Origin of the sequence: Methylobacterium carpenticola, from assembly GCF_042748905.1 — a bacterium.
In the GTDB taxonomy this organism is placed as follows: Bacteria; Pseudomonadota; Alphaproteobacteria; order Rhizobiales; family Beijerinckiaceae; genus Methylobacterium; species Methylobacterium carpenticola.
In genome coordinates, this window is record NZ_JBHZEO010000001.1 from 6,311,343 (window position 1) to 6,325,895 (window position 14,553).

A 14,553-nucleotide genomic window follows, 5' to 3' on the forward strand; every position below is an offset into this window, starting at 1 on the left:
CAGCCCCTGCCGCGGCGGATCTCCTGCCCTGGCCCGCGGCCCGGCGATGCCAGCCGAGGCGGTCCGGTCCCGGGTGAGCGCCGACCGGCCCTGTCCTTCACCTCGCGCAGGGCCGATGCCAACGGCAGCCGCGTGGCCTCAACCGAGACTCCGATCGTCCACGATGCGCGAAGCCGGGTCGCGCATCGGGTCCGGGGCTTTCCAGAAAACGAACGGAAATTTCTAGAACACCCACACGAACCGGGTTTGGATGCGAAGCTCCTCGAAGGATCCGCCCTTCACCGCGATGTCGCGCGAGACTTCGACGAGGGCCTGCGTCGTCGGAGAGAGCATCTGAGCGACGGAGAAGCGCAGCATGTGCTCGTTGGTTTGCAGGCCGTTCCGGATGCCCGACACGTACTGATTACCGAAGAAGTGGCCCATATACCCGATCGAGATGCGGGTCCCGTCCATGGGAAGGTAGGACAGGAAAGCCTGCAACTGCAGGCTCGGATCCTGACGCAATGTCAGATGATAAGCGCTGTAATTCTGATTTTCTGTGTAGAACAAGCCGGCCGCAAACAGGTCGACCGAGAACTTGTCGCTGATGATGTTCTGGGTATAGGCTGCCGTGATGTCGAACTTGTAGCGGTTCGCCCCGATATTGATCGCGTCCCGCGCGTCGTAGGTGCCGAGGGGGACGTTGACGAAGCCGTAGAGCGAGAAGTAGCGCCCTTCCGTTGGATCCTTGTAGAGGTAGACTTGGGCGCCGACGGAGGGATCGCCGAAGCCGGTGGCGCCCGGAATCCTGACTCCTCCCAGTTCGACATCATATTGGCCGGCGACCGGGATGAAGAAGATCGGCACGATCGTGAGATCGCCGACCTCGTAGGAGCGGAAGCAGCTCAACACACCGGCCTGGACCTGCTGGCCCGTTTTCGTTTTGATGTCACCGATACCTTTGATGTTTATTTTGCCGAATTTGCCATAATAATAGTAAGTTGCGCATCCGGTGATGCCGTCCGGGATGGCAATATTGTCGCCTGCGTCCCGCTCAAGAGCAGCTGCAGGCCGGCCCAGCAGGAATAACCCCGCGAGGACATGGCCGATCTTCCAAGCCTGGCTTTTCATTTTCCTCACCCCTTCGAGATCACGCTTTCCTCTGCCGTCCGGCATCGGACGGTGGTGCGCGTTTCGTTATTCAGGTGAGCCTAGCATATTATGGTCGAAGCATACTAGTACGTGAATTGCGGAAGCCGCTGAATCGGTGCGGGCTGGTGCGCACCCGATCGTCGACCGGGCGGACAGCGCGGACCGCGTCACGCAGAGGAAGCACGGGCACGGATCGCGATCGGGGGAGCGCCGCGCGGTGGGAGCCGCGCTCAGCCCAGGAAGTCCCGAAGGGCGGCGAGCACCGCGTCCGGCCGCTCCTCCTGCAGGGTGTGGCCGCAATCGAGGGCATGCCCGCGCACATCGAGCGCCTTCTCGCGCCACGTCTCCAGGACGTCGTAGGTGCGCCCGACGGTGCCCTTCGCGCCCCACAGCGCGAGCAGCGGCACCGCGATCCGCGCCGAGGCATCGGCGGCATCGTGGTCGAGGTCGATCGTGGCGGCCGCCCGGTAATCCTCGCAGATGGCGTGCCGCGTCGCCGGATCGCGGTAGACGCGCAGATATTCCGCGAACAGCTCCGGGCTCGGCGAGCCGGGCGTCTTCGACTGGCCGTCGACATGCGTGCGCAGGAAGAATTCCGGATCGCCGGCGATCAGGCGCTCCGGCAGCGGCGCGGGCTGGATCAGGAAGAACCACCAGAAATAAGCGGTGGCGAAGGCCTTGTCGGTGCGCGCGTACATCGTCGCGGTCGGCGCGATGTCGAACAGCGCGAGCCGCGTGACGGCCTGGGGATGATCGAGGGCCATCCGGTGCGCGACCCGCCCGCCGCGATCATGCCCGACGACGGCGAAACGCGCGTGGCCGAGGCGGCGCATCACCGCCACCGCGTCGGCCGCCATGGCACGCTTGGCATAGTTGGCGTGGCCCGGACCGCCCTCGGGCTTCGCGGAATCGCCGTAGCCGCGCAGGTCCATCGCCACCACGCTGAAGCGTCCCGCGAGCGCCGGGGCCACCGCGTGCCACGTGGCATGCGTCTGAGGATGGCCGTGCAGCAGCAGCACCGGCGGTCCCGAACCGCCCACCGCCGCCCGGATCCGCGTGCCGTCCGCATCGATGTCGTGCAGGGTGAAGCCCCTCAGGAACGGATCCGGAATGGACATGGCGGCCTCCAGGGCGGGGCTTCCCGGTCGGCTCGCCCGACGCGGGCGACGGCCCGCCTTCGATCTAACGCAGGCGCGGCGCGGGACGAAGGCGGCACAGGCGGCGGGAGCCTGCGCGTCGACCCGCGTTTCGGACCAAAGTCCGGTTCCGAAGCCTGCGAGTTATGGTTGCGGCCAGGAACCGCAACCACGGTTCATAACTTCTCCTTCCCGACCAAGATGGGAGGAGATTCCACCATGAAGGCTTCCACTCTCTTCACCACGGCCGCGATGCTGACGTTCACCGCCAGTGCGGCGCTCGCGGGCCCCTGCGACACCGGCTCCACCAAGGCCAAGAGCCCCGAGCAGCACGCGACGAACACCACCCGCTCGGACGTCGACCAGGGCAGCAAGAACCTCGCGGGTGGGCAGCAGCCCGCCTCCCCCGGCACCGTCGGCGCGATGAACAATGTCGGCGCCAACCAGATGGCCGGCGGCCAGGGCGGCTCGACCGACGGCAGCCGCGCGGGTCAGACCGATCCGGCGGCCAAGAACCTCGCGGGCGGCCAGCAGCCGGCGGCCCCGGGAACGGTGGGCGCGATGAACAATGCCGGCGCCGACCAGAAGCTCGGCAAGAAGGACGATTGCTGAGCCGTCGGGGACGGATGAGAGGCCGGCCGCCGACGCAAGGGCGGCCGGCCCGCCTCACCGGCGCCGCGGCGCGCCCTTGCGGATCGGCGCCGCCGAGGCCGGGCGGCGCGACAGCACCTTCGGCAGAGGGGCCCGTCGCGCCGCGGGCTCGGGCTCGGGCGGCGTCGCCAGATCCGGCTCCGGCCGCGGCTTCGGCGCGACCGGTACGATCGGCAGCGCCGGCTCGAGGGCGTGGGCCAGCACCTTCTTCATCGCGCCGGGCAGCGGCTCCGCGTCGAGTTCGGCGCGCGGCGTGAAGCGCATGCCCTCCGGGGCCACCGTGCCGGCCGCGACCCGCGCGGAAAAGACCGTCAGTTCCAGCGGAAAATGCGTGAAGGTGTGGCGCACCACGCCCGGCAGGCGCTTCCAGCGCGCGTCGAGCGGCGCGTCAAGAAGGCCGTGGGCCGGATCGTAATCCGGGCTCCAGGGGCTGGTCGGCGGCTCCGCCATGCTGCCGAGGAGCCCCTCCGGCGGGCGCGTGCGCAGCAGGATCGCATCGTCCCCGGCCCGCACCGCCACGAAGGCCGCGCCCCGCCGCAGCACGCCCGGCTCCTTGCGCAGCTTGCGCGGAAAGGTCTCCTGCAACCCCTCGGCCCGGGCGCGGCAGGGCGCCATCCAGGGGCAGAGGGCGCAGGCCGGGCGCTTGGGCGTGCAGAGCGTGGCGCCGAGATCCATCACGGCCTGCGCGAAATCCCCGGGCCGCCCGGCCGGAACCAGCGATTCGGCGAGGCGTCGGATCTCGGGCTTGGCCGCCGGCAGCGGCGTCTCGATGGCGAAGAGGCGCGTGACCACCCGCTCCACGTTGCCGTCCACCGCCGCCGCCCGACGGTCGAAGGCGATGGCCGCGATGGCGCCCGCCGTATAGGCGCCGATGCCGGGCAGCTTGCGGAGCCCCTCCACCGTGTCGGGGAACCCGCCCGCGGCCACCACCGCCTTGGCGCAGGCGTGCAGGTTGCGCGCCCGGGAGTAGTAGCCGAGCCCCGCCCAGGCGCTCATCACCGCCTCCTCGGGGGCCGCCGCCAGGGCCGCGAGGGTCGGGAAACGCTCCAGGAAGCGCGCGAAATAGGGTTTGACCGCAGCGACGGTGGTCTGCTGCAGCATGATCTCGGAGAGCCAGACCCGGTAGGGATCCGCCACGACGCCGGGCTCGGCGCGCCAGGGCAGCGCGCGGCGATGGCGGTCGTACCAGACCAGGAGGTCGGCTGCGTCCGGCCTTGAGTGCGACGCGGCGGGCGCTACCATGGCCCTCCGCTTAGCCCGTTTTCAGGCCGCTGAGGAGCGGTCTCGCGCAGGCCGCCTCGGTGAACGGGACGTTAAGCCGGCTGCGGTGTTCTCGCGCAACGCGCCCCGCACGTTCTGAGGACGACAGCCCCGATGGCCCGCCCGAAACCCTTGAGCGAACTCATCGAGCGCTCCCTCGGCCCGGTCTTCGCGGCGCAGGGCTTCGCCTCGACGGACATCCTCGCCTCCTGGCCCGAGATCGTGGGCGAGCGCCTCGCCCGTTTCTGCCAGCCGGAGAAGTTCGAGTGGCCGCGGCGGCGCGGGCGCGGGGGAGAGGCCCGGCCCGATCCCGGAACCCTGATCGTGCGCGTGGAGGGGGCCTTCGCCCTCGAACTCCAGCACCTCGCGCCGCTGGTGATCGAGCGGATCAACCGCCATTACGGCTGGGCCTGCGTCGGCCGGATCAGCCTGCGCCAGGACCGGGTCGGGCGCGGCGCCAAGCGGGCGGTGCCGAAGCCGGTCATCGACCCCACCCGGCGGGGCGAGGTGGCGCAGGCCGTGGCGGATATCGGCGAGGAGGGCCTGCGGGACGCCCTCGACCGCCTCGGCGTCGCGGTGATGACGACGCGCGGGCGAGGGTGATTCGGTTTCCGGACGATCACTTTCGGAAACCGTATCACGAGCCCGCGCGGCGCCTGAGCGAGGCCGGTTTCCGCATCGCGAAGCGATCATCCGGAAACCGTATGACACGGCATCCTGCGGCGACACCCCGGCGGCTTGCCACGGAGCGGCCGTGATTCTACCGCTCCACCTCATGAACTTCCGTTCGGCTCGTCTCGGAGTACGTCCCATGATCACCCGGCGCGACGCATTGACGCTCACCGGTTCGGCCCTCGGCGCCGCCCTCCTCCTGCCCCGCCTGTCCCTGAGCGCCCTGGCCCAGAGCCCGTCCGTGGACGCCCTGCTCCAGCCCGGCCCGCTCGGCGACGTCTGGCTCGGCCCGGCGGATGCCAAATGCACCATCATCGAGTACGCCTCGATGACCTGCTCGCATTGCGCGGCCTTCCACAAGACCACCTGGCCGACCCTGAAGGAGCGCTGGATCGACACCAACAAGGTGCGTTTCACGCTGCGCGAGTTCCCCCTCGATCCCCTCGCCACCGCGGCCTTCATGCTGGCGCGGGCGGACAACTCGGCCCGCTACTACCCGGTCACCGACCTGCTCTTCGACCAGCAGCCGGCCTGGGCCTTCGTGCAGAAGCCCCTCGACGCCCTCGAGCAGATGATGCGCCAAGCCGGCTTCTCCCGCGAGAAGTTCGAGGCCACGCTCAAGGACCAGACGCTCTACGACGCGATCAACACGGTGAAGGAGCGCGGCATGACCGTGTTCAAGGTCAACGCCACGCCGACCTTCTTCATCAACGGTCAGAAGTTCCAGGGCGAATTGTCGATCGACGGGATGGAGAAGGTGATCAAGCCGATCGTCGGCGCCTGACGGCGGCGGCGCGGCCGCCGCGCCCTGCCCGGACCCGCGACGGGTGCGCGTCCCATGAAGCTCACCCGCCTGCGCATCGTCGGCTTCAAGACCTTCGTGGAGCCGAGCGAGTTCCTGATCGAGCCGGGCCTCACCGGCATCATCGGCCCCAACGGCTGCGGCAAGTCGAACCTCGTCGAGGCCCTGCGCTGGGTCATGGGCGAGGCCTCGCACAAGAGCCTGCGCGCCTCCGGCATGGACGAGGTGATCTTCTCCGGCTCGGCCGGGCGGCCCGGCCGCAGCCACGCCGAAGTCACCCTGACCCTCGACAATGCCGCCCGGACGGCGCCCGCCTCCTTCAACGGGGCGGACGTGCTGGAAGTGATGCGCCGCATCGACCGCGGCGCCGGCTCGACCTACCGGATCAACGGCCGCGAGGTGCGCGCCCGCGACGTGCAGCTGCTGTTCGCGGATGCCGCGACGGGCGCGCGCTCCCCGGCCATGGTGCGCCAGGGACAGGTGGCCGAGATGATCGCCGCCAAGCCCCAGGCCCGCCGCCGCATCCTGGAGGACGCGGCCGGCATCGGCGGCCTGCACGCCCGGCGCCACGAGGCGGAGCTGCGCCTGCGCGCCGCCGAGGAGAACCTCGCCCGCGTCGAGGACGTGCTGGGCGCGATCACGGCGGGCGTCGAATCCCTGCGCCGGCAGGCGCGGGCCGCCCAGCGCTACCGGGCGCTCGCCGCCGAGATCCGCCGCCACGAGGCGCTGCTCTTCCTGATCACCCACGACACCGCGCGCGGCGAGGCGCGGCAGGCCGAGCGGGCGATGGCCGACGCCCTCGACCGGGTCGCCGCCGCGCAGACCGCGCAGAGCGCCGCCGCCACCGCGCAGGGCCTCGCGGCGGCCGCCCTGCCGCGCCTGCGCCAGGAGGAGGCGGAGGCCGCCGCCGCTCTCCAGCGCCTCACTCATGCGGCCGCCGCCCTGGAGGCCCGGGAGCGCCGGGCCGCCGAGCGCCTGCGCGACCTCACGCGGCTGATCGCGGATCTGCGGCGCGACACCGCCCGCGAAGCGGCCTCCCGGGCCGATGCGGCGGCGAGCCTCGCGCGTCTCGACGAGGAGGCGGCGATCCTCGCCACGGAGAGCGAGGACTTTGAGGAGCGCGGCGAGGCCGAGGCCCGCCTGATGGCGGCCGAGGCGGCGCTCGCAGCGGCGGAATCCGCCCTCGCCGCGGCGCAGAACGCGGCGGCCGAGCGGCAGGCCCGCCGCGCCGTCCTGGAGCGGGACCTGCGCGACGAGCGCGCCCGGGCCGAGCGCCTAGCCACCGAGCGGGCCCGCCTCGCCCGCGACCGCGCGGCGCTGGGGGGCAGACCGGATCCCGCCGACCGGCGCGCCGCCTTCGCGGAGGCACAGGCCGCCGCCGAGGCGGCCGAGGAGGAGGCCGCGGCCGCCCGCGAGGCCCTCGATGCGGCGCGGGAGGCGGAAGCGCGCGAGCAGTCCGCCGCCGCCGCCGCGGAGCGCGCGGCGGCCCGCCTCGACACGGAGGCCCGCACCCTCGCCACGCTGGTGGCCCCGGCTGCCGAGGCGGGCTTCCCGGCCCTGGTCGATGCCCTCGCGGTGGAGCCGGGCCATGAAGCCGCCCTCGCGGCGGCCCTCGGCGATGACCTCGATGCCGCCATCGATCCCGCCGCGCCTGCGCATTGGGCGGGAAGCTTGGCGGCGCCCGACGACCCCGCCCTGCCTCCCGGTGCCCGGCCCCTCGCCGAGGTGGTGCAGGGGCCGGACCGGGTCGCGCGCCGCCTGCGGCAGATCGGCATCGTCGCGCGGGCGGAGGCTCCGGCCTTGCGCGACGGCCTGCGCCCCGGTCAGCGCCTCGTGACGCCGGACGGCGATCTCTACCGCTGGGACGGCTTCACCCGGCTCGCCGACGCGCCCTTGCCGGCTGCCCGGCGGCTCGCCGAGCGCAACCGGCTGGAGGCGCTGCGCGAGGAGACAGCCCTCGCCCGCAAGGGCGCGGAGACGAGGCTCGCGGCCCTGGCGCGGATGCAGGATCGGGTGCGCGCCTGCGCGGCGGCCGAGACGCGGGCCCTCGACGGCGCCCGGCTCGCCCGCAGGAGCCTCGACGCGGCCCGCGAGGCGCTCGCCACGTCCGAGCGGCAGGAGGCCGAGGCGGCGGCGCGCCGGACGGCCCTCGCCCAGGCGGAAGACCGCCTCGGCGACGAGGCGCAGGAGAGCGCGGCGCGGATCGAGGCGACCGTGAAGGCGCTCGATGCCCTGCCGGAGGATGCCGCGACGGCGGAGACGCTGGCCGCGGCGCGCCGCGAGGCGGAGCTGCGGCGGGCCGGGATCGCCGAAGCGCGGGCCGCGAGTCTCGCGCTCGCGCGAGCGGAGGAGGAGCGCCGCCGCCGCCGGGAGGCCGTCGCCGCCGACGAGGCCCGCTGGCGCGAGCGTGCCGCCCGCTCCGAGGCGGCTCTGGACGATCTCGCCGAGCGGCAGGCCGCCGCCGAGGCGGAGCAGGCCGAGCTCGCCGAGGCGCCGGACGGTTTCGTGCTCGAACGCCGCCGCCTCGCGAGCGCGACGCAGGCGGCGGAGGCCGCGCGGCGCACCGCCGCCGACCGCCTCGCCGCGGCCGAGACGGATCTCTCGGAGGCCGACCGGCGGGCGCGGGCGGCGCTTGAGGCGCTCTCGGCGGCCCGCGAGACCCGGGCCGCGGCCCAGGCCGCCCACGAGGCGATGGCGCGCCGGCTGGCCGAGATCGTGCGCGGCATCGCCGACGCCCTCGGCACGCATCCGGAGGGGCTGTTCGCGATGAGCGGCCTCGCGCCGGGCGATCCCCGGCCCGCCCCCGGCGCCGTCGAGGAGCGGCTCGCCGGTTTCAGGGCCGACCGCGAGCGGCTCGGCGCCGTCAATCTGCGCGCCGAGACCGAACTCGCCGAGGCCGAGGGCCGCCGCGACGATCTCGGTCGGGAGCGCGACGAGCTTCTGGAGGCGATCCGGCGTCTGCGCGGGGCGGTCGCCTCCCTCAACCGGGAGGGGCGCGAGCGCCTGCTCGCCGCCTTCACGGCGGTGAACGGGCATTTCGAGCGCCTGTTCACCACCCTGTTCGGCGGCGGCACCGCCGCGCTCACCCTGGTCGATTCCGAGGACCCGCTCGAAGCGGGCCTGGAGATCCTGGCCCGACCGCCCGGCAAGAAGCCCCAGACCATGACGCTCCTCTCCGGCGGCGAGCAGGCGCTGACTGCAACCGCCTTGATCTTCGCGGTGTTTCTCACCAATCCGTCGCCGGTCTGCGTGCTCGACGAGGTCGACGCCCCCCTCGACGACGCCAATGTCGAGCGTTACTGCGACCTTCTCGGACGGATGGCGCAGGACACCGACACCCGCTTCCTGGTGATCACCCACAACCCGATCACCATGGCGCGGATGGACCGGCTGTTCGGGGTCACGATGGCCGAGAGAGGGGTGTCGCAGCTCGTCTCCGTCGACCTCGCCGGGGCCGCCGCCTTCAGCGAGGCCGTGTGACGCCGCAAGGCGTAGCGGTTCCTATTCCATAAGGCAGAACAACGACTTATGGCGAATTCACGGATCCTTGACTCCCAAGGTGGGCGAAACTATGGTGCGCCCGCTCGAAGGGGGCACCCGGGCTGGAACTCTTCGCCCAACCGACGCGGGGTCGCGCCATGACCGGCACCGACCCGCGGGACGAGGGCGGCATCGGCCGGGACCCTGCCTCCGACAGCGATCTCTCCGCGAGGCTCAGGCGTCTCGAAATGCAGATCGACCGGAAGCGGCCCCCCGCTGCTCCCGATCCTTCGTCGCGTTCCGGAACGTCCAGCGAACCCTCGCCCCTCGGCCGCGCGCTGCGTCTCTCGACGGAGTTCGTCTCGGGTGTGGTGGCGGGCGGCCTGCTCGGCTGGGGGTGCGATCGGCTCCTGGGCACCAAGCCCTGGGGGATGATCGTGCTCATCATCCTGGGTTTCGGGGCCGGAATTTACAACGTGATGCGCGTGTCGGGATTTTTTCGGCCCGCGGACACGAAGAAAGACCAATCGGGGACTTGATCATCCGGTGGATGCCGTGCATCCGCCAGCGCGGATCAGGCGCAACGCGAGACCCGCGGGCGCCGACAAGGATAAAGGGGCGGGACCGGCATGGCCGTGAAGTTGGATCCGATCCACCAGTTCGAGCTGAACCCGCTGGTTTCGTTCGGACATATCGGCCATCAGCAGATCGCCTTCACGCAGTCGGCGCTGTACATGTTCGCCGCCGTCGGCGTGATCGCGCTGATCACCATCGCGGCGACGAGCCGCCGCTCCCTCGTGCCGGGGCGGATGCAGTCCCTCGCCGAGACCTTCTACGAGTTCATCGCCTCGACCGTGCACCAATCCGCCGGCCACGGCAGCGAGCGCTTCGTGCCGCTCGTGTTCTCGCTCTTCATGTTCATCCTGGTCCTCAACCTGTTCGGGATGATCCCCTACACGTTCACGGTGACGAGCCACATCATCGTGACCTTCATGCTGGCGCTGATCGTGATCCTGACCGTGGTGATCTACGGCTTCATGGCGCATGGCACCCACTTCCTGAACCTGTTCGTGCCCCCCGGCGTGCCGGGCTGGCTGAAGCCGCTGATCGTGGTGATCGAGGTGGTCTCGTTCATCTCGCGGCCGATCAGCCTCTCGGTCCGTCTCTTCGCGAATATGCTGGCCGGCCACATCGCGCTGAAGATCTTCGCGGGCTTCGTGCCGGCCCTCCTCGCCGCCGGCGCCTGGGGCATCCTCTCGCCGCTGCCGCTCGCCCTCTCGGTGGCCGTCACCGCCCTCGAGATGCTGGTCGCGGTGCTGCAGGCCTACGTCTTCGCGACGCTGACCTCGATCTACCTCAGCGACGCGCTGCATCCCGGCCACTGACGGCCGGGGCGCCCCGGCCCGGCGCCGGGGCCGCCGCCTTCCCACCCCGGTTCGCCGTGTCGCGGCCGGATCCCACCCGCCAGACGACTAGACGACCTCAGGAGTACTCAGATGGATCCCGTTGCTGCGAAGTACATCGGCGCCGGTCTCGCCTGCCTCGGCATGGCGGGCGCCGCGGTCGGCCTCGGCAACCTGTTCGGCCAGTTCTTCGCCGGCGCCCTGCGCAACCCCTCCGCGGCCGACAGCCAGCGCGCCAACCTGCTCCTCGGCTTCGCGCTGACCGAAGCGCTCGGCATCTTCTCGCTGCTCGTCGCGCTGCTGCTCCTGTTCGCGGTCTAAGCGCCGCGCCCTGAGGGCGCCTCGGCCTGGCGCGCGGTCCGCCCGCGTTCCATCAGGCGCCGCTCACCGCCGCGGATGCCGCGCCCCGAGACAAAGGGGTGCGGCGATCCACTGCCCCCTCGCCGGCCGATGGCCGGCGCGGTGGTCTCAATCCCGGCTCCCGCACACCCGGACGACACGATGGCGCAGCCCACCCCCCATGCCAACCTCCAGGAAGGCCTGATCCACGAGCCGGCCTCCGAGCACGGCGGCGGGTTCCCGCCCTTCCAGAGCAGCACCTTCGTGGCGCAGATCCTCTGGCTCGCCATCGCGTTCGGGCTGCTCTACTACCTGATGTCCCGCGTCGCGCTGCCGCGCATCACGGCCATCCTGCACGACCGCCAGACGCGGCTCGCCGGCGATCTCGATGCGGCCACCCGCATGAAGACCGACGCGGACGCCGCCCGCGAGTCCTACGAGACCTCCCTCAAGGAGGCGCAGGCCAAGGCCAAGGGCATCGCCCAGGCCACCCGCGACAGCCTCGCCGCCGAGGCCGAGACCCGGCGCAAGGGCCTCGAAGCGGACCTCGCCGCCAAGCTCGCCGATGCGGAGACGCAGATCCGCAGCCGCACCGTGAGCGCGATGAGCAACGTGCGCGAGGTCGCCGCCGACGCCGCCACCGCCATCGTCGAGCGCCTCACCGGCCAAGCCCCCGAGCGGGCCGCCGTCGAGGCCGCCTACGACCGTACCCAGACCGCCCACTGACCCGGAGAACCGACCGATGCTGATGACACCGGAATTCTGGGTCGCGGTCGCCTTCGTGGTGTTCTGCGGGATCGTCTGGAAGGCGGGCGGCTTCGACCAGATCATCAAGGGCCTCGACGGCCGCGGCGAGCGCGTGCGCCGCGAGCTCGAGGAGGCCCGCCGCCTGCGCGAGGAGGCCGCCGCCGTCCTCGCCGACTACCAGAAGCGCCGCGCCGAGGCGGAGCGTGAGGCCGAGGCCATCGTGGCGAATGCCCGCGAGGAGGCCGAGCGCGCCGCCGCCGAGGGCCATGCCCGCCTGAACGAGTTCGTGGCCCGCCGGACCAAGGCCGCCGAGGCGAAGATCGCCCAGGCCGAGGCGCAGGCCGCCGCCGAGGTGCGGGCCGCCGCCGCGGAGGCCGCCGTGCGGGTCTCCGAGACGATCCTGCGCGAGAAGGTCAGCGGCGAGGCCGGCCAGGACCTGATCCGCCGCAGCCTCGGCGATATCCGGACCCGTCTGCGGGCCTGATCAGCCCTCGGACGTGGGAGCCGATTGAGAAAGCCGCCTTCGGGCGGCTTTCTTTTTGCTTGGAGGGCGGGACGCGAACCGGAGAGCATTCGACTTAGGCCAGATGACCGGGATTGCAGGAAGACAGTCCTACGCAATTGATTGGAATAGACTTTTCGGGTCGGAAACGACCCGCCGGCCGAGCGGCGCCAATCCCCGCCTCGCCTTGTCGGCGGTTAACCTATGGTATAAGACCTAAACAACCACACGATGATCAACCGGAACGCGAAGCATCACCGTTCGCCGTGCCGTACGGATCCTTCAATGAGGCCTAAAAAAAGCAATGGCCCTCTACTTCTTTCATTTCCAGAACGGCTCCCGGCTGGTGCGGGATGTCGACGGCGTCAATCTGGACAGCCCGGCCGATGCCCTCGAGCGGGCGGCCCGGCTGGCCACCGGCCTGCTCGGCGAGCGCAAGATCGTCTGCGATCTGCGCCATAGCGCGATTCAGGTCGAGGATCTGCACCACCGCCGCGTGCTCAACCTGTCGATGACGAGCGTTCAGGCCCGCGAGAGCCGGCAGCGCGCCCGGGCGCAGTGAGGATCAGGGGCGCTCGGCCAGGAAGGCCAGCACGCCCTGCTTGTGCACCTTGTCGCCGACGGCGAGGTTGTGGTCCCGGTTGGGAATGTCCAGGGCGCGGGCATTGGGAATGAGGGCGGCGAGCGCCGGTCCCGACCCCGCGATGTGGTCGGTGGTTCCCACCGCGACCAGCGTCGGCACCTCGATCTGCGCGACCTCTCCCCGGGACAGGGTCTGCCGCGAGCCCCGCATGCAGGCGGCGAGGGCATGCAGGTCGCTGCGGGTCTGCTCGGCGAAGATGCGGAAGGACCGGGCGACCGGATCGGTGACCTCGGCGCTCGACGGCGCCTCCATGGCGTCCGAGATGCCGCTCGGCAGCCCCCTCCCCTCGACCAGATGGATCCCGAGCCCGCCGAGCAGGGCTGAGCGCACGCGCTCGGGGCGCATCAGCGCCAGGAAGGCGGTGATGCGTGCGCCCATCGAGTAGCCCATCACGTCCGCCCGGGGCAGGCCGAGATGGTCGAGGAGGCGGCAGGCATCCTCCGCCATCAGGTCCGACGCGTAGGCGTCCGGCTCGTAGAGCTTGCCGCTCTCGCCGTGCCCGCGATTGTCGAGGGCGATCACCCGGTAACCCGCCTCCGTCAGCGTGCGGACCCAGCCGGTGCTGACCCAGTTCACCTTGTGGTTCGAGGCGAAACCATGGATCAGCAGGACCGGATCGCCCGCTCCGCCCTCCGGCGCGACGTCGATATAGGCGATCGGCACGCCGGCGGAATCGAAGGTCTGCATGGGCGAGCGGCTCCGAAATGGCTGCCCCGCCTCTATCGGGCCCGCACCCGCACCGCAATGCCCGCCCGTTGCGGGCGGCCCCCGCGGATGGCATGAGGCGCGCGATGGCGACCACAACCGATGCGATGACCCAACCTCCCCAGCCCTTCGGGACCTACGCCCCCACCGGCCTCGTCCGCTGGATCGTGGCCCGAACCCAGCGCCTGCCAGACGAGGATTGGGGCGCGCGCCGCCTCGCCCTGATCCTGCGCCGCTGCGCGATCCGCCTCCTGCGCGGCCGGCCCCTCGACGTGGAGCGCTACGGCGCCCGCATGCGCCTGCACCCCTACAACAACAACTGCGAGAAGAAGGTGCTCTTCACCCCGCAGTTCTTCGACCCGGCGGAGCGCCGGCTCCTGGCGGAGCGGCTGCGCCCGGACTGCGTGTTCATCGATGTCGGCGCGAATATCGGCGCCTATGCGCTGTTCGTGGCGGGCCTCAGCGGCCCGGCGGCGCGGATCCTCGCGGTGGAGCCGCAGCCCGACATCTTCGACAAGCTCGCCTACAACATCGCCCAGAACCCGTTCGGCACCGTGAAGGCGGTGGCCTGCGCGGTGGCCGACAAGGCGGGCGAACTCACCCTCTTCGTCGATCAGCGCAACAGCGGCGAATCGAGCCTCAAGGTGGTCGGCACCAACGAGGGCGCGGCGATCCGGGTGCCGGCCGTCACGCTCCTCGACCTCGTGCGCGGCGAGGGCATCGACCACATCGACGCGATCAAGCTCGACGTCGAGGGCGCCGAGGACCTGATCCTGGAGCCCTTCCTGCGCACCGCGCCGCGGAGCCTGCATCCGAGCCTGATCATCCTGGAGGACGGCACCGACCTCTGGCAGACCGACCTCTCGGCCCTGCTCACCAGCCACGGCTACCGCCAGGTGGCGCGCACCCGCCTCAACCTGATCTTCGAGAAGGCGTGACGGCGTCTCATACGATTTCCGGTTGATTGCTTCGCAATGCGGAAATCGGCTTCGCTCAAGCGCCGCGCGGGCTTGCTGATACGCAATCCGCTTCGATCAAGCGGATTGCGTCTCATACGGTTTCCGGATGATCGCTTCGCGATG

15 protein-coding genes are annotated in these 14,553 nt (G+C 71.3%); 11 read left to right on the forward strand and 4 right to left on the reverse strand.

Features of this window, described 5'->3' with window-relative positions; translation table 11 throughout:
- Positions 1–222: 222 nt before the first annotated feature.
- Positions 223–1,155, reverse strand: coding sequence for a transporter (locus ACE101_RS29185; protein ID WP_379137386.1), 933 nt, complete (start codon positions 1,153–1,155; stop codon positions 223–225).
- Between the two features lie 206 nt (positions 1,156–1,361).
- Entirely contained in the window at positions 1,362–2,249 is an 888-nt protein-coding gene (locus tag ACE101_RS29190; RefSeq protein WP_379137388.1) for an alpha/beta fold hydrolase, read from the reverse strand.
- A gap of 237 nt (positions 2,250–2,486) precedes the next feature.
- On the opposite strand from ACE101_RS29190, the gene ACE101_RS29195 reads away from it, so the two are divergent.
- Entirely contained in the window at positions 2,487–2,879 is a 393-nt protein-coding gene (locus tag ACE101_RS29195) for an exopolysaccharide production protein YjbE (RefSeq protein ID WP_379137390.1), read from the forward strand.
- Between the two features lie 54 nt (positions 2,880–2,933).
- Here the strand turns inward: ACE101_RS29195 and mutY are convergent, their stop codons facing one another.
- A complete protein-coding gene (mutY, locus tag ACE101_RS29200; RefSeq protein WP_379137393.1) occupies positions 2,934–4,160 on the reverse strand; it encodes an A/G-specific adenine glycosylase in 1,227 nt (408 codons plus the stop codon).
- A 132-nt stretch (positions 4,161–4,292) separates the two neighbouring features.
- Between mutY and ACE101_RS29205 the strand changes: the two genes are divergently transcribed.
- From ACE101_RS29205 to ACE101_RS29245, 9 genes are all read left to right on the forward strand, one after another.
- Entirely contained in the window at positions 4,293–4,781 is a 489-nt protein-coding gene (locus ACE101_RS29205; RefSeq protein WP_379137395.1) for a DUF721 domain-containing protein, read from the forward strand.
- 208 nt (positions 4,782–4,989) lie between these two features.
- Positions 4,990–5,634 (forward strand): DsbA family protein, encoded by a 645-nt coding sequence (locus tag ACE101_RS29210; RefSeq protein WP_379137397.1) that lies wholly within the window; start codon positions 4,990–4,992, stop codon positions 5,632–5,634.
- A gap of 54 nt (positions 5,635–5,688) precedes the next feature.
- The gene (locus ACE101_RS29215; protein WP_379137400.1) at positions 5,689–9,132 is read left to right on the forward strand and encodes a chromosome segregation SMC family protein; all 3,444 of its coding nucleotides are present in this window, start codon (positions 5,689–5,691) and stop codon (positions 9,130–9,132) included.
- 158 nt (positions 9,133–9,290) lie between these two features.
- The gene (locus ACE101_RS29220) at positions 9,291–9,671 is read left to right on the forward strand and encodes an AtpZ/AtpI family protein (RefSeq protein ID WP_379137402.1); all 381 of its coding nucleotides are present in this window, start codon (positions 9,291–9,293) and stop codon (positions 9,669–9,671) included.
- A 90-nt stretch (positions 9,672–9,761) separates the two neighbouring features.
- Complete coding sequence (locus ACE101_RS29225) at positions 9,762–10,517, forward strand: F0F1 ATP synthase subunit A (protein WP_379137405.1); 756 nt, start codon at positions 9,762–9,764, stop codon at positions 10,515–10,517.
- A gap of 111 nt (positions 10,518–10,628) precedes the next feature.
- The gene (locus ACE101_RS29230; RefSeq protein ID WP_012336551.1) at positions 10,629–10,856 is read left to right on the forward strand and encodes a F0F1 ATP synthase subunit C; all 228 of its coding nucleotides are present in this window, start codon (positions 10,629–10,631) and stop codon (positions 10,854–10,856) included.
- 180 nt (positions 10,857–11,036) lie between these two features.
- On the forward strand, positions 11,037–11,600 hold the full coding sequence (locus ACE101_RS29235) for a F0F1 ATP synthase subunit B family protein (protein ID WP_379137407.1): 564 nt from the start codon (positions 11,037–11,039) through the stop codon (positions 11,598–11,600).
- A 19-nt stretch (positions 11,601–11,619) separates the two neighbouring features.
- Entirely contained in the window at positions 11,620–12,105 is a 486-nt protein-coding gene (locus ACE101_RS29240) for a F0F1 ATP synthase subunit B family protein (RefSeq protein WP_379139024.1), read from the forward strand.
- Between the two features lie 322 nt (positions 12,106–12,427).
- On the forward strand, positions 12,428–12,685 hold the full coding sequence (locus ACE101_RS29245; protein WP_379137410.1) for a DUF6894 family protein: 258 nt from the start codon (positions 12,428–12,430) through the stop codon (positions 12,683–12,685).
- Positions 12,686–12,688: 3 nt separating this feature from the next.
- Here ACE101_RS29245 and ACE101_RS29250 read toward each other — a convergent pair whose 3' ends face one another.
- Positions 12,689–13,453 carry an alpha/beta fold hydrolase gene (locus ACE101_RS29250; RefSeq protein WP_379137413.1) on the reverse strand — a complete coding sequence of 255 codons (765 nt, stop codon included), beginning with the start codon at positions 13,451–13,453 and terminating at the stop codon, positions 12,689–12,691.
- A 104-nt stretch (positions 13,454–13,557) separates the two neighbouring features.
- On the opposite strand from ACE101_RS29250, the gene ACE101_RS29255 reads away from it, so the two are divergent.
- Positions 13,558–14,409 carry an FkbM family methyltransferase gene (locus ACE101_RS29255; protein WP_379137416.1) on the forward strand — a complete coding sequence of 284 codons (852 nt, stop codon included), beginning with the start codon at positions 13,558–13,560 and terminating at the stop codon, positions 14,407–14,409.
- Positions 14,410–14,553 lie beyond the last annotated feature (144 nt).